Genomic DNA, 19,572 nt, shown 5'->3' with positions numbered 1-19,572 from the left:
GTCCGCGTGAGTGGCGGGTGCGTGCGGCCTCGCGGGCGGCGGGGGCGGCGGCAGGAGCGGCGGCGATTGCGGTGACGGTCATCTCGAATTCCCTTTCTCGGCGCTGGAACTCACTGTTCCGCGGCTGTTGAAGAGAACGCTATGGGGCTCGGCCAGATCCGTCGATGGGGAGAACTCCCCATGCCATCACTGCTGTTCAGAGGCCTGATTGCGCGCGTACTCCGCGTCGAGGAGCGGGAGATCCTCACGACTGATGACCCGGGTCGAGAGAGCGTACTCGACGAGCCGCAACCTGCGGTTGGTCGCCAGCTTGCCCCCGCCCGCCCGCATGCCGCTCACACCGATCATGTCGAGCTTGTCGCACACATTGTCGAGCTTGCGGTTGAACTTCGTCAGCGGCCAACCCAAGCGTGCCGCGGCCTGCGCCGAACTCGGGATGGCGCTGGCACCGGTACCGTCGCGCTTCAGGATCGCCTCGGCCAGCACCAGGATCGCCAGCCGCTGGCTCTCGGTGAAATTCGGCACCCCGCGCGTGGTGTCACCGCCCACCAGGGTCTCCACGGTGGGTGCGGAGACGTCGGGCGAGCCCGCCTGCACCTGTACCTCGTAGGTGGTCGGGCCGGCGGTGAAGACGATGCTGGTGCGACCGAACACGAGCGGCATCCGCGCGCCCGGACCGAGCGTCGCGGTGAAGCCGAGGTCGGCGGCGGTCACCGTCGCGGACAGATGCGTCCCGAGATTCGTCAGCCACCACATGCCGTTCTCGTCGTGCAGCACGAGGAACCGGCGGTGCAGATAGGGGTTGTCGTCGACGGTCAGCGTGGCCTCACGGCCGATGTAGAACGGTGCTCCGGGAAGCACGGGCATCCGCTCGCCGCAGTACTCGACGAAGGTGGTGCTCGCTTCCGGTCGCACCGTCACTGGCTCGCAGTCGCGTTCGGGTCCGGTTCGGCGGCGGCGGACGGCAGTGTCGCCGACAGGACCACCACCGTGACATTGTCGTGCGCCCCCGACTCCAGGGCGGCCTCGACCAGAGCCGCGGCGGCGACCTCGTTGTCGGGCGAGGCCTCCAGGATCACGGCGATCTCGTCGTCGCTCAACTCACCGTCGAGCCCGTCCGAGCACAGCAGCACCACGTCGCCGTCGGCTGCGGCGAAGGCGAAGTAGTCGGCGACGGGAACGGTCATGCCCGCACCGAGCGCACGAGTGATGACATTCCGGCGCGGGTCGACTCGGGCCTGTTCGGACGTCAGATATCCGGCGGCGACGAGCTCCTGCACCTGGGAGTGATCGACGCTCACCTGGCGCAGCTCGCCCGCCGAGTACAGATAGGTGCGCGAATCACCGATGTTGAACGCGACCCAGTTCGGAACACCGTCCTCGATCGCCAGAACGACGCCGGTGGCCGTGGTGCCCGCGCGCCGGCCGGTCTCGGTGCCGAACTCACCGATCCGCTCCTGCGCCTTCTCCAGCAACTCGGCGATGTCCCGCCGCGTGTCGGCGGAGCTCTCCCCCACCGGTGCCTGTGCCAGAGTCAGCAGCGCCGCCTCACTCGCCAGCTCGCCGCTGTCATGGCCGCCCATGCCGTCGGCGACGATGTACCGTCCGGGAACGGCCAGCGCGGCGTCTTCGTTGGCTTCGCGAACCCGACCGACATGGCAGACGACCGCCCAGTCGACGACCACGTCTCCGACTTCGTCCCGGCCGGTGAGCGCGTCGTCGCGCAGAATCCTCGGTTCGTCCATCGTCTCCCCTGCGATCTGTAGTCCTGCGATCGTGGCGCCGGCGACAGCTGCAGCAGGTTACGTCGCCCACGCGAGTGTACTTCTACCACAGCGTCAACGCCGCGATACCCTGGAGCGAGACCTTCGGCTCGCTCTCGAGACGCGAACGAGGTTCCCGGCGATACTCGCCGCGGAACCTCGTTCGATGCTGCGTCTTATCGGCGGATCACCAGCCGCGCTCGGCGAGCCGGTGCGGCTGCGGGATGTCGTCGACGTTGATGCCGACCATCGCCTCGCCGAGGCCTCGCGAGACCTTCGCCAGCTGATCCGGGTCGTCGTAGAAGGTGGTGGCCTTGACGATCGCGGCGGCACGCTGCTCCGGATTGCCCGACTTGAAGATGCCCGAGCCGACGAAGACGCCCTCGGCGCCCAATTGCATCATCATCGCCGCGTCCGCCGGGGTGGCGATGCCGCCCGCGGTGAACAGCGTGACGGGAAGCTTGCCGGCCTTGGCGACCTCGACCACCAGCTCGTACGGGGCCTGCAGTTCCTTGGCCGCCACGTACAGCTCGTCCTCGGGCAGCGAGGTGAGGCGGCGGATCTCCTGGCGGATCCGGCGCATGTGGGTGGTGGCGTTCGAGACGTCGCCGGTCCCGGCCTCGCCCTTCGACCGGATCATCGCGGCGCCCTCGTTGATGCGGCGCAGCGCCTCGCCGAGGTTGGTGGCACCGCAGACGAAGGGCACGGTGAAGGCGAACTTGTCGATGTGGTTCTCGTAGTCGGCCGGGGTCAGCACCTCGGACTCGTCGATGTAGTCGACGCCGAGGCTCTGCAGGATCTGCGCCTCGACGAAGTGACCGATGCGGGCCTTGGCCATCACCGGAATCGACACGGCCTCGATGATCCCGTCGATCATGTCCGGGTCGCTCATCCGCGACACGCCGCCCTGAGCGCGGATGTCGGCGGGAACGCGCTCGAGAGCCATGACCGCGACGGCGCCCGCATCCTCGGCGATCTTGGCCTGCTCGGGGGTGACCACGTCCATGATGACGCCGCCCTTGAGCATTTCGGCCATACCGCGCTTGACGCGAGCCGTGCCGGTCGCCGGTGCGTTCTGAGCCTCAGTGGACACTGATTGATCTCCCTGTTCAGTGGTGTCGGATGTCCCTCCAAGTAAACCCGATCGGCTCGGTGCCGACCAACGCCGGGTCCGGCGGGAAGGGAGTCAGCGGGAACCGCTGACGCGTTCGGTGATCTCGAAGTACTCCGGGAGCCGGGAATGTCCGCCCAGCCGGAGCCAGCGCACCATTCGCCGACCGCCCAGGGCGCGCGCATCGCGGACCGCGTCGTTGTAGAAGCGCCGCGCCATCGTCACCCGCGTCTGGGCATCCGCGAGTTCGGCGACCAGAACCGGTGGCCGGTCGGTGTCGGCCACCCCGGCCAGTGCCACCGACAGCCGGTTCTCGGCGGCTTCCCGCTCCTGACGCGGTGCGGCTTCGGCGTCGGTCGCGGCGGCGGCGAGGTCACGGGCGCCCTCGCCGTCCGGGGCCGTGGACGCGATGGCCCGTGCGACGACGGCGCGGCGCTCCAGCGCCGCGACGAGCGCCTCGTAGGCGAGGTCGACGCGCACGTTGAGCCGGTCGAGCCGGGTCGCGCGCGTGGCCGCCAGGATCGCGAGCCAGAGCAGCGCCGCTCCCGCGATCGCGCCGACGACGATCCACACGATCGTCACATTCGTCACAGTCGTCTCCGATCGGCTTCCGGCACGGCCCTAGTCCGACACCACGACGGGACCGGCGCCCAGCGTGACGGTGTCGTACACCCGTTGGATCTCGTCGGCCACATGGCTCCAGTCGTACCGCTGCGCCCGCGCCCGCCCGCGGGCGATGAGTTCCTGCCGTGCCTGCTCGTCGCTGAGCAGGCCGACGACCGCCTCGGCGAGCGCGATCGGCGAGCCGGTCTCCACCACCCGGCCGGCGTCACCGCCGTCGAGCACTCGTTGGAATGCGACCAGATCGCTGGCCACCACCGCCGTCCCGGCCGCCATCGCCTCCACCAGGACGATGCCGAAGCTCTCGCCGCCGAGGTTGGGCGCCACGTATACGTCGGCGCTCGCCAGGGCCCGCGCCTTCGTCTCGTCGTCGACCATGCCGAGGAACTGCAGATGTCCGGACAGGTCCCGGGCGCGCCGTCGCAGCGCCTTCTCGTCTCCGCCCCCGACCACCAGCACGGTCACGTCCGGAAAGCGTTCGACGATGTGCGGCAGGGCGCGCATGAGGATGTCGATGCCCTTGCGTGGCTCGTCGTAGCGGCCGAGGAACATCACGGTCCGGCCCGGCGCCGGGAAGCCCTCGAGCGGTGTCGCCTCGGCGAACGACGCGACGTCGATGCCGTTGGGGATCTCCACCGCGTCGTTGCCCAGCGACTCCATCTGCCAGCGGCGCGCGAGTTCGGACACGGCGATCTTGCCCGAGATCCGCTCGCGGTACTGGCGAAGCATCGAGTCGAACGCCGTGAGCCACAGCGACTTCGTGGTCGCCGTGTGGAAGGTGGTGACGATCGGTCCGGTCGCGACCATCAGCGACAGCATCGACAGGCTGGGCGCGTTGGGTTCGTGGACGTGCAGGACGTCGAACTCGTTCACCTCGATCCACCGCCGCAGTCGGTGGTAGGCCTTCGGCGAGAAGGTCACACGCGAGACCGACCCGTTGTAGGGGATCCCGAGCGCCGGGCCGGCGGAGTCGAAGTAGTCCGGCACCTGGACGTCCGGCCCGGCCGGCGCGAGGACCCGCACGTCGTGCCCGCGCCCGATGAAGACCTCCGCCAGTTCGATCACGTGCGCCTGAACGCCGCCGGGCACGTCGAACGAGTAGGGGCAGATCATGCCGATCTTCACCGCGCTACTCCCCGTCCACCCCGAGCCGGTCGCGGCGCGCCTGCGACCAGTCGCTCTCCCACAGCGGCTGCAGCATGTGCCAGTCGGCGGGCGCACTCGCGATGCCTTCGGCGAATGCGTCGGCCAGGGCCTGGGTGGCGGCGGCCACGCCACCGGAGGTGTCGATGACGGTGCCGCAGCGGATCAGGGACGTGTCGGCGTCCGGGTAGCTGTGGTGCACGGCGAGAAGGGTCGCGCCGGTCTCGATGGCGAGTTTCGCCGGCCCCGCGGGCATCCGCGTCCGCTCCCCGAAGAGTTCGACGGGCACCCCGCTGTGCGACAGGTCGCGGTCGCTCATCAGGCAGACGATGCCGCCCGCGCGCAGCCGATCGGCGAGGAGCCGGAAGGGCGGCTGCTCGCCGCCGGTGAGCGGGAAGACCTCGAAGCCGAGCGACTCCCGGTAGGCGACGAACTGGTCGAACAGCGACTCCGGCTTGAGCCGTTCGGCGACGGTGGCGAACTGTCCGTAGTGCGCGACCAGCCACACCCCGCAGATGTCCCAGTTGCCCGAGTGCGGCAGCGCCATCACCACGCCCTTACCGGACGTGCAGACCTCGTCGACCACGCGGCGGTCGTGGTCGGACATCCGCACACTGGCCACGATGTCGGCGGGATCGGTGGTCGGCAGCCGGAAGGCCTCTCGCCAGTACCGCGCATACGAGCGCATCGCCTGTTCGACGAGTGCGTCGGGCACCTGCTCCGGCGTCGTGCCGACCACCCGCGCAAGATTTTTGCGCAACTGCTCCGGCCCCCCGCCGCGCCGGCCGGCGACGGTCCCGACGGCGTCGAAGACACTGCGGGCCACCGACTCCGGCGCCCAGCGGACGGCCGCCCACCCGGCGCGATAACCGAAGTCGGAAGCGTACTCGGCGAGCTTGTCGAGCACGATCACGCCTCCCCGTCGCCGGTGCGGCCGGACTCGTCCGGGCCGTCATCCGTGCCGGCCTCGTCCGGAACGGCGATGGGGATCAGATCGCGGGCGCCCGGCGAGCAGTAGATGGACCACATCCGCTGACCCACGGTGATCACCGACAGCACCGCGAGCGCCCACATCGCGACGTGGATCGCCCACCACCAGTGCAGGCCGGGGAAATCGGTGAAGCCGGCGCCGACCAGGACGATGATGAGCCGGTCGGGCCGCTCGATGAGGCCGCCGTCGCCGTACAGCCCGGCGGCCTCGGCACGCGCCTTGGCGTAGGAGATGACCTGCGAGGTCACCAGGCAGATCAGCGTCGCGATCAACAGCGGACGGTGCGGCGCGGTGAAGGCCGCCCACCAGGCGAGCGCTCCGAATATCGCGCCGTCGGCGATCCGGTCGCAGGTGGCGTCGAGCACCGAGCCGAATCTGGTGCCTCCGCCGCGGGCGCGGGCCATCGCGCCGTCGAGCATGTCGAACATCACGAACGCCCACGTGACGAGGGCGCCCGCGAAGAGGTAACCCTGCGAGAAGAGGGCGATCGAGGCCCCGACCGTGATGACGGTGCCGACGAGAGTCATCGCGTCCGGGGTCAGCCCGGTGCGGATGAGCGCACGGCCGATCGGCAAGGTGACCTTGGAGACCGAGGCCCGTCCGAGGATGCTGAGCATTTCCGTCCTTAAGAAAGTTCGTTCCACGCCTGTGCCAGCAGCGCGCGCGTCTGCTGGAGGAGTTGCGGAAGCACCTTCGTGTCCCCCACGACGGTGATGAAGTTCGAGTCGCCCGTCCATCGCGGGACGACGTGCTGGTGCAGGTGTTCCGACAGCGAGCCGCCGGCCGGCGCCCCCAGGTTGAGTCCGACGTTGAACGCATCCGGATTCGAGACCGACTTGATGACCCGGATCAGCCGCTGCGTGAACGCCATCAGCTCGAGGCTCTCCTCGGGAGTGAGATCCTCGAGGTCGGCCACCTGACGGTACGGGACCACCATGGCGTGGCCGGGGTTGTACGGGTACAGGTTCAGCACCACGTACACCGACTCCCCGCGCGCGACGATCAGCCCGTCCTCGTCCGACATCCGCGGGATGTCGAGGAACGGGTGCCCGGTGAGTTCACCGCCGTCGACCGCCCGCCTGGGCGCGGCCGCGGTGATGTAGCTCATGCGGTGCGGCGTCCACAACCGCTGCAGGTGATCCGGATCGGTCATCGCCGCTGCTCCCTCATCGACGCTTGCGTGCGGCATCGAGGAAGTCCTGCATGGTGGCGGCGGTCGGCGAATCGTTGCGGCGCGACTCCTCCCACTCGTCGATCGCCACGATCGCGTCGTCGACGGGCACCCCGTTGAGCTGGGTTCCGTCGCGGAACCGGAAGCTCACGGCGTTCGCCTCCACGTCCCGCTCGCCGGCGAGCAGCATGAACGGCACCTTGGCGGTGGTGTGGTTGCGGATCTTCTTCTGCATCCGGTCGTCGGAGAAGTCCACCTCGGCGCGCACCCGTCGGCCCTTGAGGCGCCGGACGACGCCCTGCAGGTGGTCGGCGAAGGCGTCGGCGACCGGGATGCCGACCACCTGCACCGGCGACAGCCACACCGGGAACGCGCCCGCGTAGTGCTCGGTGAGGACGCCGAAGAACCGCTCGATGGAGCCGAACAGCGCGCGGTGGATCATCACCGGTCGCTTCTTGGTGCCGTCGGAGGCGGTGTACTCGAGTTCGAAGAGCTCGGGCTCGAAGAAGTCGAGCTGCAGGGTGGACATCTGCCATGTGCGGCCCAGCGCGTCCTTGACCTGAACGGAGATCTTGGGCCCGTAGAACGCGGCGCCGCCCGGATCGGGAACCAGCTCCAGACCGGAGGCCTCGCCGACCTGACGCAGAGTCTGTGTCGCCTCGTCCCAGACCTCGTCCGATCCGACGTACTTCTCCGGATCCTTGGTGGAGAGCTCCAGGTAGAAGTCGTCGAGACCGTAGTCCTTGAGCAGTTGCAGCACGAAGTTCAGCGTGGTGGTCAGCTCTTCGACCACCTGCTCCTGCGTGCAGTAGATGTGCGCGTCGTCCTGCGTGAAGCCGCGGGCCCGGGTGAGACCGTGCACCACGCCGGACTTCTCGTACCGGTACACCGAACCGAACTCGAACAGCCGCAGCGGGAGTTCACGGTACGACCGCCCGCGCGACCGGTAGATCAGGTTGTGCATCGGGCAGTTCATCGGCTTGACGTAATAGTCCTGGCCGGGCTTGCGGACGGTGCCGTCGTCGTTGTACTCGGCGTCGAGGTGCATCGGCGGGAACATGCCGTCGGCGTACCAGTCGAGGTGCTTCGACACCTCGAACAGATGCCCCTTGGTCAGATGCGGCGTGTTGACGAACTCGTAGTCGGCGGCAGCGTGCTGCTCGCGCGAGTAGTCCTCCATCTCCTTGCGGATGATGCCGCCCTTGGGGTGGAAGACGGGCAGACCCGAACCGAGTTCGTCGGGGAAACTGAACAGGTCCAGTTCGGCGCCGAGCCGGCGATGGTCGCGCTTCTCGGCCTCGGCGAGACGGTCCAGGTAGGCGTCCATCGCCTCGGTGGACTCCCAGGCGGTGCCGTACACGCGCTGGAGGTCGGCGAGCGACTGATCGCCGCGCCAGTAGGCGGCCGAGCTGCGCGTCAGCTTGAAGGCGGCGATGTACTTGGTGGTCGGCACGTGCGGGCCGCGGCACAGGTCGCCCCAGATCTTCTCCCCGGTCCGCGGATTGAGGTTGTCGTAGGCGGTGAGCTCGCCGCCGCCGACCTCCATCACCTCGGCGTCGTCGGCCGCGCCCTTGTCGTCGATCAGTTCGAGCTTGAACGGCTCGTCCGCAAGCTCGGCCCGCGCCTGGTCCTTCGACTCGTAGACGCGGCGGGAGAACCGCTGACCGGACTTGATGATCTTCTTCATCTGCTTCTCGAGAGCCTTGAGGTCCTCGGGGGTGAAGGGATCGTCCACCTGGAAGTCGTAGTAGAAGCCGTCGGTGATCGGCGGCCCGATGCCCAGATGCGCCTTCGGGTTCAGCTCCTGGACGGCCTGCGCCAGCACGTGCGCGCACGAGTGGCGGATCACCGCGCGTCCGTCCTCCGAGTCCGCGGTGACGGGCTCGACCAGCGTGTCGGTCTCCGGCGCCCACGACAGGTCGCGCAGCGTGCCGTCGGCCTCGCGGACGACGACCACCGCCTGCGGTCCCTTGTTGGGCAGTTCGACACCGTCGGGCAGATCCGCGTCCCGCATGGCGGCGCCGGCGGTAGTGCCCGCCGGAACCCGGACGGTCTCGGGCAGGCGGGCTCTTTCGGCAGCGACGTTGTCGGGCACGGTCGTGATTCCTCTATTCGGTGTCGAGAGGGGCGGCTGCCGCATGTCGGTCACGGACACGCGGCACGGTCGCGTTGAATCGTATCGCGCGCATCCCGTCGCACATCCACAGAGTGACCGCGATCGTGATCAGGAGCAACAGGACATACGCCCCGCTGCCCGCCAAACGGAACGGCAGTTCCCACGCCGGGCCGATCGGGGCCCGGAGGAACCGGAACACACCGAACGAGAGTTTGATGTCCTCGTGCCCGTGGGGGCCGACGACGGTGACCCGATGCCACCAGGTGAACGTCAGCGCCACCACCGTGGCCGGTGCCAGCCACCACAGCCACGTGACCGGGCGGCGCCGGTCGGCCGCGTCGAAGCAGTGCACCACCGCCACCATCAGCAAGGGCACCACCCACACCCAGTGATGTCCCCAGGAGAAGGGCGAGACCGCGCACGAGGTCATGCCGGTGATGCTCAACGCGAGCAGTTCCTGGCCGGCGCGGTGGGCCGCGTACGCCGCCCACAGACCGAGCAGTCCGACGACCACACCCACCGGAATCCACAGCCAGCTCGGCGTGTGCCCGAGTCCCATGGGCACCAGTCGGGCGAAGAAGCCGTTGAGCGACTGATTGGCCGGGTGGTCCATCGGCCCGATCCGCCCGGTCTGCGAGAGGCTGTCGGTCCAGAACCCCCACGCCTCCGAACCGAGGATGGCCAGACCGATGGCGATGGTGACGCCGAAGGTGACGACCGCCGTCACCGCGGCGCGCCATTGCCTGGTGATCAGCAGGTACGCGGTGAAGAAGATCGGGGTCAGTTTGATACCGGCGGCGAGCCCGACGCCGATTCCGCGCATCCGCTCGCTTCGCCGCACCTGATCCGCGATCACGATCAGCGCCAGCACCAGGTTGATCTGACCGTTCCAGAACGTGGTGTGGACCGGTTCGAGACCGATCACCGACACCGCGAACAGAACGACGAAGGCGACGAATCGCCCGTCGATCCGGAACCGCAGCGAGCGCAGCGAGACCGCGACCAGACCCAGCAGGCACACGACGTTGCCGACGTTCCACAGGAACTGGGCGGAGTGCTCGGGGATCCAGGCCAGCGGCACCAGGATGATCGCGGCGAACGGGGTGTAGGTGAATTGCCACACCTTGTACACAGGGAGGTCGTAGAGCGGGCGTCCGTCCCACACCGCCGCGGCCCCTCCGCGGTAGACGCGCGTGTCGATGCCCATGTTGAAGAGTCCGAACACCGGGTGGTCGAACGGCGCCACCCAGATGTTCCAGGCGATGATCAACGCCGCACCGACAGCGGCCAGTGCCACCATCGACCATGTCACCGGACGTGTATCCGCCCCGCTGATTTTCACTCGGCGATAATACGTCCGGTCCGTCCGCCGAGGCGGTACGGCGCACAGGGGTGTCGGACCAGGGTTCTTTGTCGAGTTCGACCCGTCCGCGCCCTCCGCCCGGCGACGCTGGCCATACTGGCATCCGGTGCCGGCGTCCGGCACGCATGAGACACGAGCACGCGCCCGCACGGGGCCGTCGCTCGGGAAGGGAGCCGTTCCAGGTGAGTGGAGCACACGCGGCCCGGCCGGGCGCCGATCTCGTCCGGCTCGCCGCATCGTCGATGCGCAACCGCCGCGCGATCGTCGCCGGAGTGATCCTCGCCCAGATCCTGGCGATGGCCGCGAGCCTGGCCCAGCCCACCTTCAACGCGCTCATCATCGACAACGGAGTGGTGGCGGGCGATGTTCCGTACATCGAACGGATGGGCGCGATCATGCTGGCGGTCGCGATCGGCGGACTGGTCGCCTCGCTCGCCGCCATCGCGCTCGGCGCGGCGCTCTCGGCGGGCACGTCAGCCGACCTGCGTCGATCGGTGTACCGGCACGTCGCCGACTTCTCCACAGCCACCTATCACGAACTCGGAACGCCCACGCTCCTGACTCGGACCTCCCTCGACACCTCGGTGGTCGGACAGGCGGTGTTCCTGACCACCAGCGTCGCGGTGGCGGCACCGCTGGTGACCGTGGGTGCGATCGCCATGTCGCTGCGGGAGTCGGTGCGTCTGGCACCCGTCATCGTCGTCACCGCCATCGTGCTGAGCATCGGCATCGGGATCTTCGTCGTCTATGTCACGCCCCTGGCCACGCGCGTCCAGGGTGCGGTCGACCGCGTCAACCGGGTGCTGCGCGAACAACTCGGCGGCACCCGGATCATTCGCGCGTTCCGTCGCGAGCGGGCCGCCAGCACCCGGTTCTCCGAGGTCAATCGCGATCTGACGGCTCTGGTCCGCAGGGTCGCGGCACTGCAGTTGATGCTGCTGCCCGGGGTCCTGTTGATCGCGAATCTGGCGAGCGTCGCCACCAGCCTTTTCGGCGCCCGTCTGATCGAGGACTCGCATCTGACGATCGGTGGCCTCACGGCGTTCACCGGGTACCTGATGCAGATCGTCGCGGGTATCACGGTGTTCATCGCACTGGCCGGAATGCTCCCCCGCGCCCGCGCCAGCGCCACCCGCCTGTCGGCCGTGATCAACCGTCCCGCGGGCCTGGACGACGACGGGACCGCCGTCGTCGAGGGTCCGTTGCCGCTGACCTTCCGGTCGGCGACCGTGCGGTACGAAGGTGCAGATCACCCGGCCGTCGACGCGGTCTCGCTGAAGTGCCTGCCGGGGACGGTGACCGCCGTGATCGGCGGCACCTCCAGCGGCAAGTCGTCGCTGCTCGCGCTGGTGCCGAGACTGCTCGACCCCGCATCCGGGACCGTGGAGGCCGGCGGCGTCCGACTCGGGGCGTGGCACCTGCCCGACCTGCGCGCGGCCGTCGCCCACGTGGGCCAGGGTCAGTCACTGGTGGCGGGCACGGTCGAATCGAATCTCCGCCTCGGCGACGCCGAGGCCGACGACGACCGTCTCTGGCGCGCCCTCGAGGCGGCTCAGATGGCGACGACCGTCGTCGACCGCGGCGGACTCTCCACCGAGGTGGCGCAGGGCGGATCCAACTTCTCCGGCGGACAGCGGCAGCGGCTCGCGGTGGCACGCGCGCTGGTGAGGCGACCGCGGATCCTGTGCCTGGACTCGGCGTTCTCGGCGATGGACCGCAGTACCGCCGAATCGGTGCTCTCGGGAATCCGGGCCACGCTGCCCGAGGCGACGATTCTGCTGGCCGACCAGCAGGTGGACAACGTCCGCTCCGCAGACCTGATCGGGGTGCTCGACGCCGGCCGGATCGTCGCGACCGGACGCCACGAGGACCTGCTCACCCGATGCGCCGTGTACCGCGAGTTCGCCCAGGCGCAGGCCGCTCCTGCTCCTGCTCCTGCTCCTGGGGGTCCGACTGTGGCGACGGGGGTCTCACGATGAGGATCGTCCGCGCGCTGCGCGAGTTCCGGCGTTTCCTCGGCTCCGACCGCAGGCTGAGCTTCGCGCTGGTCCTGTCGGTGGTCGCCGCCCTGTCGACGGTCACCGTGCCGGTGCTCCTGGCCCGCCTCACCAACATCATCTTCTCCGGCGCCGTGAGCACCAGGCTGCCCGCGGGCGACACTCGGGAGCAGGCCGTCGAGCAACTCCGCAGAAGCGGGCAGGGCGATCTCGCCAACGTGGTCGAGACCACCGGCGCGGTACCGGGCGCCGGGATCGACTGGGACCGGCTGTGGGCCGCCGCCGCAGTCGCGTTGATCGCCATCGCCCTGGTCACGATCACCCGCATCGGCAGCGGCCTGCTCGTGAACAGCGCGGTTCAGGACGCGATCCGCACCATCCGCGAACGGGTGGAGCGCAAGATCCACCGTCTGCCGGTCTCCCGACTCGAGGGCGGTCGGCGCGGCGAGGTGCTCAACGCGATGACCGTCGACGTCGACAACATGTCGACGGTGATCGGCCCGCTCTTCGTCCAACTGCCGGTGCTGGTGCTCACCGTGGTGGCGGTGGCGGTCGCGCTGATCCTGCTCTCCCCCTTCTTCGCCCTCATCGCCTTCGCCACGATCCCGGTCACCGCGGCCCTGGCGTTCACGGTGGTCCGGTTCGCCCGCCCGCACATGCAGGCGCAGTGGCGGACCACCTCGTCGATCAGCGCACACATCGAAGACGTCTACGGTGCCCACGACATGATCGCCGCGTACGCCGGACATCCGCAGACTTCGCGGGAGTTCGACGCGCTCAACCGCCGGCTGGAACGCGCGGCGCGCAGCGGGCAGGCGTGGAGCGGCTCCATCACCCCGGTCCTCACCTTCTGCAACGCCCTGGTGTTCGTGATCATCGCGGTCCTCGGTGCGCTCAAGATGCTCGACGGCGCCGTCACGCTCGGGACCCTGCAGGCCGTCGTGATGTACACTCAGCAGCTCTCGGCCCCGATGACGGAGTTGTCGAGCACGCTGCCGACCCTGCAGTCGGGCTTCATCTCATTCGGTCGCGTGCGCACGTTCCTGGGCGCCGACGAGGAGTCCGAGCCCGCGGTCGACGATGAGCCGGTCGCCGCTCCCGGACGGCACACGCTTCCGCCGACGGTCGCCTTCGAGCGCGTGCACTACTCCTATGCCGACGGCAGCCCCGTACTGCGCGGAATCGACCTGACGCTGCCCGCCGGACGCACCACCGCGCTGGTCGGCGCCACCGGGTCGGGCAAGACCACACTCACCGGGCTGCTGCAGCGGTTCGCCGACCCGACCGCCGGACGGATCCTGATCGACGGCGAGGACATCGCGGGGATGTCGCGCTCGAAGGTGCGGTCGATGATGGCGGTGGTGACGCAGGATCCGTGGTTGTTCAGCGCGACGGCGGGCGAGAACGTCGACTACGGACGCCCCACCGATGGCCGGGCGGTCGACGAAGCGATGGTCGACTCGCTGCTGGCAGGGCTGCCGAGCGGACCCGAGACGCCGGTCTCCGGCGACAGCACCCTGCTCAGCGCGGGCGAGAAACAGCTCATCACGGTCGCGCGCGCGCTCGCCGCCGACCCCGACATCCTCATCCTCGACGAGGCCACCAGCGCCGCGGACCCGCGCACCGAACTCATCATCGGCCGTGGTCTGGAGGCACTGCGGAACCGCACCACCACGCTCATCGTCACCCACCGGTACTCCACACTCGCGACCGCCGACACGATCGCAGTGCTCGCCGACGGCAGGATCATCGAGCACGGTTCGGCCTCGGAGCTGCTGGCTGCGGGCGGTGAGTTCGCCCGAATCTACGGGCGCGGCCCGACCTGATGTTCGACAAGGGCCGATAGCGGACACGGAATGTGCAAGTATGTGACCAGCCTCATTGCCTGATTGGGCTCCGCTCGCCTGACAGGGCTCCGCGAAAGGCTCCGCTCCCCCGCCCCGACGACAGGAACTCCGAACCGTGATCCGCAGACCCTCCCGAATCGCCCTCGCCGCCACGGCGGCCGCCCTCATCGTCGGAGGCGCGAGCCTGCCGGCCGCGCCCGTCTCGGCCGCGCCGGCCTCCGCGCTGGTGTCGTCCAGCGCCACCGGTCCCACCAGCACCGACATCGTGGTGCACTCGGCGGCGATGAACCGCGACATACCGCTGACCGTCCTTCTGCCGAAGGACCGGTCGCGGCCCGCCGGCGTGCTCTATCTCCTCAACGGGGCCGGTGGCGGCGAGGACTCCGCGACCTGGCAGGGCAAGACCGACGTCGTGAACTTCTTCGCACAGAAGAACGCCTACGTGGTGATTCCGATGAAGGGCGCGTTCAGCTACTACACGGACTGGCTCAAGCCCGACGAGAAGCTCGGCGTCAACAAGTGGTCGACCTTCCTCGGCGAGGAACTGCCCGCAGTCATCGACAGCACCTACTCCACCAACGGCCGGAACGCCATCGCCGGCATCTCCTCGTCGGCCACCTCGGTGCTGAACCTGGCGATCGCCCACAAGGGTCTGTATCGCACCGTCGCCGCCTACAGCGGCTGCGCGGCCACCTCCACCCAGCCCGGCCAGACGTATGTGCGGCTGGTGGTCGAGACCCGCGGCGGCGGCGACGCCCGGAACATGTGGGGGCCGTACAACGGTCCCCTGTGGCGTCAGAACGATCCGGTGGTGAACGCCGCCGGGCTGCGCGGCGTCTCGCTGTACCTGAGCGCCGCGACCGGTCTGCCCGGCAAGTACGACACCCCGCAGTACGTCCCGGACTCGGCGACGCTCACCGACCAGATCGTCGTCGGCGGCGCGATCGAGGCGGCGACCCGTCAGTGCACCGAGGACCTGGCCGCGAAACTGGGCCGTCTCCGCATTCCGGCGACGGTCGACCGTGTTCCGGCCGGTTCGCACTCCTGGAAGTACTGGCAGGACCAGCTGCACAAGTCCTGGCCGCAGATCGCCCGCGGTATCGGCGCCTGACTCCGGGCGCGGCTCAGATCTCCGGCCAGTGGTGTTCCAGGCCGGCGAGGATGAAGTCGATCTTGGTGTCGACCGCCCCGCGGTCGATCCACGAGTCGTCCGGACGCAGAGCGGTGTCGCCCGCACCGAGCGCCCGGCGGATCCGGTCCAGTCCGGAGTCGCCGCGCTCGTCTACCGCGCGCATCGACTCCACCGACAGGTGCGAGGCGAATACCGAGTCGCCCAGAAAGTCCAGGGCGAACATCGCCTGGCCGCGGGTCTTCCCCTCCGCCGCCAGGGCCGCGACGTAGGCGGCGAAGACGTGCTCGATCCGTGACGGCGCCGGTGCGAAGGCGTATACGAGCAACGCGAGGCCGGGGAAGTCGTCGCAGACTCGCCAGCACTCGTCGGCCCACAACCGCAGTACGTCGCGCCATCGGCTGCCCGGCTCCGGCAGCGCGATGGTCGCCCCTGCCGCGTCGAGGCAGGCGATCACCAAGTCGTCGCGCGAGGGGAACAGCCGATAGATGGCAGCCGTCACGACGCCGAGCCGTTCGGCGACCGCCGAGAGCGTGAACCGGTCGATGCCCTCGGCGATCGCCGCGGCGACCACGTCGTCGGCGGTGAAGGCGGGCTTGCGCCCCACCTTCCGTCCGCCGCGGACGGGCCGGTTGTCCGGTGAGCTTGAACCCTGCACCGGTCCAGATTAGTCGGCGACGATCCGCCACCCCTGCGCACTGTGCAGCCGGTTCCAGAAGTGCGAGTACGTGCCGTCCTGGGCCAGGAGTTGCTCGTGCGTGCCTTGCGCCTCCACTCGCCCGTCGTCGGTGAGCGCCACGATCTGGTCGGCCGCGGCGATCGTCTCCAGACGATGCGCGATGATCAGCACGGTGGCCTGCGTGCGCAATCGTTCGACGGCAGCGACGATGTTCGCCTCGTTCTCCACATCGAGCGCCGAGGTGGCCTCGTCGAGCAGCACGATCGGTGACCGTTTCAGCAATGCCCGTGCGATGGCGACTCGTTGCCGTTCGCCTCCGGAGAGTGCTCGCCCACCTTCCCCCACCCGCGAATCCCAGCCGTCCGGGAGCCGCTCGGCGATCTCGGTGACGCCGGCCAGGTCCGCCGCCGCGCGGATCTCATCCCGCGACGCGCCGCTCCGGCCGACTGCGACATTGGCCTCAAGGGTGTCGTCGAACAGATAGACGTCCTGGAATACCAGCGACAACTGCCCCATCAGTTGCTCGGTGGTCTGCTCGGTCACCGGCACGCCGCCGACCTTCACCGTGCCGGCGTCGACGTCATGGAAGCGGCTCACCAGTCTGATCAGCGTGGTCTTGCCGCTGCCGGAGGGACCGACCAGGGCCACCATCGCACCGGCGGGCACCCGGAGCGAGACGTCGCGCAGGACCGGATCCTGGTCGGAGTGGTAGGCGAAACTCACCCGGTCGAGTTCGATCGAGCCGGGAGCGGTCAACTCGGCCGGAGACGGCGGCTCAGGCAGCGGTTCGGCGGTGAGCACCTCGTCGATGGCGTCGAGAAGCGGCCGCCGAGATTCAAGGCTCATCGCGCTCTCGGTGATGGTGGAGAGGGTGGAAGTGAAGCGCAGTGCGAAACCGACGAACGCCAGCGCCGGAATCGGTTCGAGCGCCCCCGAGACGGCCAGCGCTCCGGTGATGGAGATCAGCGCGACGATCACTCCCTGGGTCGCCATGCCGGAGAGCAACAGACCGGCGGTCTCGATCCACTGTGCTCTTCTTCGGGCGCGGAGGGTGTCACCGAACGCGGCGTCCAACGGTGCGAACGAGCGGCCTCGACCGCACGATCGCAGTGCGCCCTGGCACTGCGCGTACTCGACGATGCGGTTCGCCAGATTCACCTCTTCCGGCTCGTGAATCCGCTCGCCACTGCGCATCAACGCAGTCGACGCCAGGGTGATGATCACGAACACCGGTGCGGCGATCGTCAGAATCAGACCGAGCCACGGATTCCAGAACCACGACGCCACCACGATCACGATCGCCGCAGTGATCCGCGAGACCAGCGGGCCGATCATGTGGGCGAAGATCTCGCCCGCCATCATCAACTCCGACGAGACCATCCGCGACAATCGGCCGGACAGCGGGCGTGCGAACCAGCCCAGCGGCTGTCTCGACACCTGGTCGCCCACCAGCCGGTGAATGCTGTGGAGGAAGTCCAGAGCGACCGCGTACGTGCGCCGCTCCTGAATGTAGATGAGCGCGAAGGCTGCCACCGCGAGCACTGCGAAGACGATCAGCCATCCCGCGGTTCCCGATCCTCACACCCGTTCGCCGGATGCAAGCGAGCTGATGGCTGGGAGCAACGCGACCAGGGCCAGACCTTCGACCAGACCGGCCAGCACTGCGGCCAGCAACGCCGGGGCCAGCGCCTCGGGCGCGGAGACCATCCGCTTCATCCGCGGGATGATGTCGATCAGTGGCAGGTTCATCATTTCTCGCCTTCCTCGACCGACTCCCACAGGCGGGCGTAGCCGGGCTCGCCGAGGAGGTCGTCGTGCGTGCCGGTTGCGAGCACGCGCCCTCTGTCCACGAGCACGATCTGATCGACGCCCTCGACCACCTCGGGTCGGTGCGCCACCAGAAGCACTGTCTTGTCGCGGGCCAGATCACTGAGCGCCTGCTGGATCTGGTGCGTGGACTCCGGATCGGTGAGCGCGGTGGCCTCGTCCAGGATGAGGACGGGGGCGTCGACCAGTACGGCACGCGCGATGGCGATGCGCTGCGCCTGACCGCCGGAGAGCCCGCTCGCCGAGCCGTAGACGGTGTCGAAGCCGTCCGGGAGACTTTCGATGTCGTCGAGGATCCGGGCGGCACGGGCGGCTGCGCGGATCTGTTCGTCGGTCGCGTCCGGCCGGCCGAGGGCGATGTTGTCGCGGAGCGAGATCGACGGCAGTTGCGGTTCCTGCAACACGAAGCTCACGTGCTGGTAGAGGTGGTCGATCTCGGCGATCGGTACGCCGCCGAGGCGGATCTGCCCCGCGAAGGGATCGTCGAAGCGCGCCAGCAGAGTCGCGATGGTCGACTTGCCCGAGCCCGAAGGGCCGATCAGCGCGGTGATCGTGCCCTCGCGGAGGGTGAACGAGACGTCGTCGAGTGCCAGGTCCGCTCCCGGCCCGCCGTACGAGTAGCTGACGTGGTCGAATTCCACGTCGTGTCCTTCGGGCTGGGCGCGAACACCGTCGTCGTCGAGGGTCGGGGTTTCGAGCAGGTCGGTGAGACGCCGCGCGGACGCGCCCGCCATCTGCGATGACCACATGGAGTTCATCAGCACCTCGATGCCGTACGGGACCAACAATGCGATGAGCGAGGTGGCGAGCACGTCGGCCGTGGTGACCTCGCCGCGGTGCACCAGCCAGGCGCCGCCGCCGATGTTGATCAGCAGTACCAATGGGACCGCGAGCAGGGAGGTACCCAGCGAACTGACTCGAAGAAGCGGCTTCACCCAGGCGTAGTAGAAGGCCTGGAAATCGCCGGCGGCCTCCTGATAGGCGCTGTGCGCGCGGCCCACCCGTCCGAATGCCTTCACCACCGTGATACCCGTGACGAACTCGACCATCCGTGCCGAGACCACGCTGAGCTTGGCGTCCATCTCAACGGTCTTCTCCGCCATGCCGCGCATTCCCAACGCCATCGCGGCGGCGTACAGGGGAACCGTCGCTATGGCCAGCAGACCCAGCCGCCAATCGATGACGAACGCGTAGGCCGTCAACGCCAGTGGCATCACCACGGCCTGGGTGCCGTCGACTGGCTGGTGGGCGATGAGGTGGTGGATGGTTCCGATATCGTCTTGCAGCGATTTGCGCACGCGGCCGGAGTTCGTCGACGTGAACCATGTGAGCGGCACACGCGAGAAACGTTCCACCATCCGCAGGCGGATCGTATGCCCCAGTCGGATGTCCGCGAAGTGGGTGACGCCCAGTGCCACGAAATAGACGGCGAGCCGCAGGGTGAAGGTGACGATCAGGATCTCGATCCAATGGTTCACCTCATCGCCGTCGACGGGTGCCTCCGCACGGGCCGCATCGAGCAGGACCTCGCCGATGTGCACCAGCGCGACGTACGGGACCACTGCGAGCACACCCGAGATCACCGCGAGTCCACGACCGAGCGCCAGTTGCGGGGCCACCGGGCGCATCAGTTCGCGGAGCGCGCGGGAGTCCTCGCGCTGCTGAACCTTCGGATCGGTCGGCGGGTCGTCGGCGGTCTGCACCGGTGGCGCTTCCAGCGTCGTCATATCGCTCCTCACGCATGTGTCTTAGGTTTGCCATACCTATTAATGAAGTGCGTTCAGAATAGGGTCGATGCGAAGTCGTGGCAAGCC

17 protein-coding genes are annotated in these 19,572 nt (G+C 68.8%); 3 read left to right on the top strand and 14 right to left on the bottom strand.

All coding sequences use genetic code 11. The annotated features are described in order from the left end of the window. Nucleotides 1–186: 186 nt before the first annotated feature. The 10 genes from GSI01S_RS09775 to GSI01S_RS09730 form a co-directional block, all read right to left on the bottom strand. The gene (locus GSI01S_RS09775) at nucleotides 187–921 is read right to left on the bottom strand and encodes a hypothetical protein (protein WP_006896386.1); all 735 of its coding nucleotides are present in this window, start codon (nucleotides 919–921) and stop codon (nucleotides 187–189) included. Further along, nucleotides 918–1,745, bottom strand: a complete 828-nt coding sequence (locus tag GSI01S_RS09770) for a PP2C family protein-serine/threonine phosphatase (protein ID WP_006896385.1) — start codon at nucleotides 1,743–1,745, stop codon at nucleotides 918–920. The genes GSI01S_RS09775 and GSI01S_RS09770 overlap by 4 nt, the downstream gene beginning before the upstream one ends. A 205-nt stretch (nucleotides 1,746–1,950) precedes the next feature. After that, a complete protein-coding gene (gene pdxS, locus GSI01S_RS09765; protein ID WP_006896384.1) occupies nucleotides 1,951–2,856 on the bottom strand; it encodes a pyridoxal 5'-phosphate synthase lyase subunit PdxS in 906 nt (301 codons plus the stop codon). A gap of 93 nt (nucleotides 2,857–2,949) precedes the next feature. After that, complete coding sequence (locus GSI01S_RS09760; protein ID WP_006896383.1) at nucleotides 2,950–3,465, bottom strand: LemA family protein; 516 nt, start codon at nucleotides 3,463–3,465, stop codon at nucleotides 2,950–2,952. Nucleotides 3,466–3,495: 30 nt separating this feature from the next. Next, the gene (locus GSI01S_RS09755) at nucleotides 3,496–4,620 is read right to left on the bottom strand and encodes a glycosyltransferase family 4 protein (RefSeq protein ID WP_006896382.1); all 1,125 of its coding nucleotides are present in this window, start codon (nucleotides 4,618–4,620) and stop codon (nucleotides 3,496–3,498) included. Between the two features lie 4 nt (nucleotides 4,621–4,624). After that, a complete protein-coding gene (locus GSI01S_RS09750) occupies nucleotides 4,625–5,551 on the bottom strand; it encodes a phosphatidylinositol mannoside acyltransferase (RefSeq protein ID WP_006896381.1) in 927 nt (308 codons plus the stop codon). Next, nucleotides 5,548–6,246: a phosphatidylinositol phosphate synthase gene (gene pgsA / locus GSI01S_RS09745; protein ID WP_006896380.1), complete on the bottom strand. Its 699-nt coding sequence runs from the start codon at nucleotides 6,244–6,246 to the stop codon at nucleotides 5,548–5,550. Before pgsA ends, GSI01S_RS09750 begins: the two co-directional genes overlap by 4 nt. A gap of 8 nt (nucleotides 6,247–6,254) precedes the next feature. Next, nucleotides 6,255–6,782 carry an ATP adenylyltransferase gene (locus GSI01S_RS09740; protein WP_006896379.1) on the bottom strand — a complete coding sequence of 176 codons (528 nt, stop codon included), beginning with the start codon at nucleotides 6,780–6,782 and terminating at the stop codon, nucleotides 6,255–6,257. A gap of 13 nt (nucleotides 6,783–6,795) precedes the next feature. Next, nucleotides 6,796–8,814 (bottom strand): threonine--tRNA ligase, encoded by a 2,019-nt coding sequence (thrS, locus tag GSI01S_RS09735; RefSeq protein WP_260868972.1) that lies wholly within the window; start codon nucleotides 8,812–8,814, stop codon nucleotides 6,796–6,798. Nucleotides 8,815–8,908: 94 nt separating this feature from the next. Next, nucleotides 8,909–10,258 carry a glycosyltransferase 87 family protein gene (locus GSI01S_RS09730; protein ID WP_231650087.1) on the bottom strand — a complete coding sequence of 450 codons (1,350 nt, stop codon included), beginning with the start codon at nucleotides 10,256–10,258 and terminating at the stop codon, nucleotides 8,909–8,911. Between the two features lie 203 nt (nucleotides 10,259–10,461). Between GSI01S_RS09730 and GSI01S_RS09725 the strand changes: the two genes are divergently transcribed. The 3 genes from GSI01S_RS09725 to GSI01S_RS09715 all read left to right on the top strand — a co-directional run bounded on the left by GSI01S_RS09725 (nucleotide 10,462) and on the right by GSI01S_RS09715 (nucleotide 15,234). Beyond that, nucleotides 10,462–12,258: an ABC transporter ATP-binding protein gene (locus tag GSI01S_RS09725; RefSeq protein ID WP_006896376.1), complete on the top strand. Its 1,797-nt coding sequence runs from the start codon at nucleotides 10,462–10,464 to the stop codon at nucleotides 12,256–12,258. Next, nucleotides 12,255–14,102: an ABC transporter ATP-binding protein gene (locus tag GSI01S_RS09720; protein WP_006896375.1), complete on the top strand. Its 1,848-nt coding sequence runs from the start codon at nucleotides 12,255–12,257 to the stop codon at nucleotides 14,100–14,102. Before GSI01S_RS09725 ends, GSI01S_RS09720 begins: the two co-directional genes overlap by 4 nt. 136 nt (nucleotides 14,103–14,238) lie before the next feature. Next, on the top strand, nucleotides 14,239–15,234 hold the full coding sequence (locus tag GSI01S_RS09715) for an alpha/beta hydrolase (RefSeq protein WP_006896374.1): 996 nt from the start codon (nucleotides 14,239–14,241) through the stop codon (nucleotides 15,232–15,234). A 13-nt stretch (nucleotides 15,235–15,247) separates the two neighbouring features. Here GSI01S_RS09715 and GSI01S_RS09710 read toward each other — a convergent pair whose 3' ends face one another. The 4 genes from GSI01S_RS09710 to GSI01S_RS09700 are packed head-to-tail and all read right to left on the bottom strand — an operon-like array spanning nucleotide 15,248 to nucleotide 19,485. Continuing rightward, entirely contained in the window at nucleotides 15,248–15,910 is a 663-nt protein-coding gene (locus tag GSI01S_RS09710; protein ID WP_006896373.1) for a TetR/AcrR family transcriptional regulator, read from the bottom strand. 9 nt (nucleotides 15,911–15,919) lie between these two features. Then, nucleotides 15,920–17,485 (bottom strand): ABC transporter ATP-binding protein, encoded by a 1,566-nt coding sequence (locus GSI01S_RS09705; protein ID WP_081598104.1) that lies wholly within the window; start codon nucleotides 17,483–17,485, stop codon nucleotides 15,920–15,922. Between the two features lie 24 nt (nucleotides 17,486–17,509). Continuing rightward, a complete protein-coding gene (locus tag GSI01S_RS20680) occupies nucleotides 17,510–17,683 on the bottom strand; it encodes a hypothetical protein (RefSeq protein WP_324803216.1) in 174 nt (57 codons plus the stop codon). After that, nucleotides 17,680–19,485, bottom strand: coding sequence for an ABC transporter ATP-binding protein (locus GSI01S_RS09700; protein WP_006896370.1), 1,806 nt, complete (start codon nucleotides 19,483–19,485; stop codon nucleotides 17,680–17,682). The genes GSI01S_RS20680 and GSI01S_RS09700 overlap by 4 nt, the downstream gene beginning before the upstream one ends. Nucleotides 19,486–19,572 lie beyond the last annotated feature (87 nt).

Source organism: Gordonia sihwensis NBRC 108236 (genome assembly GCF_000333035.1).
GTDB lineage: Bacteria > Actinomycetota > Actinomycetes > Mycobacteriales > Mycobacteriaceae > Gordonia > Gordonia sihwensis.
This window is presented reverse-complemented; position numbering and strand designations above follow the sequence as displayed.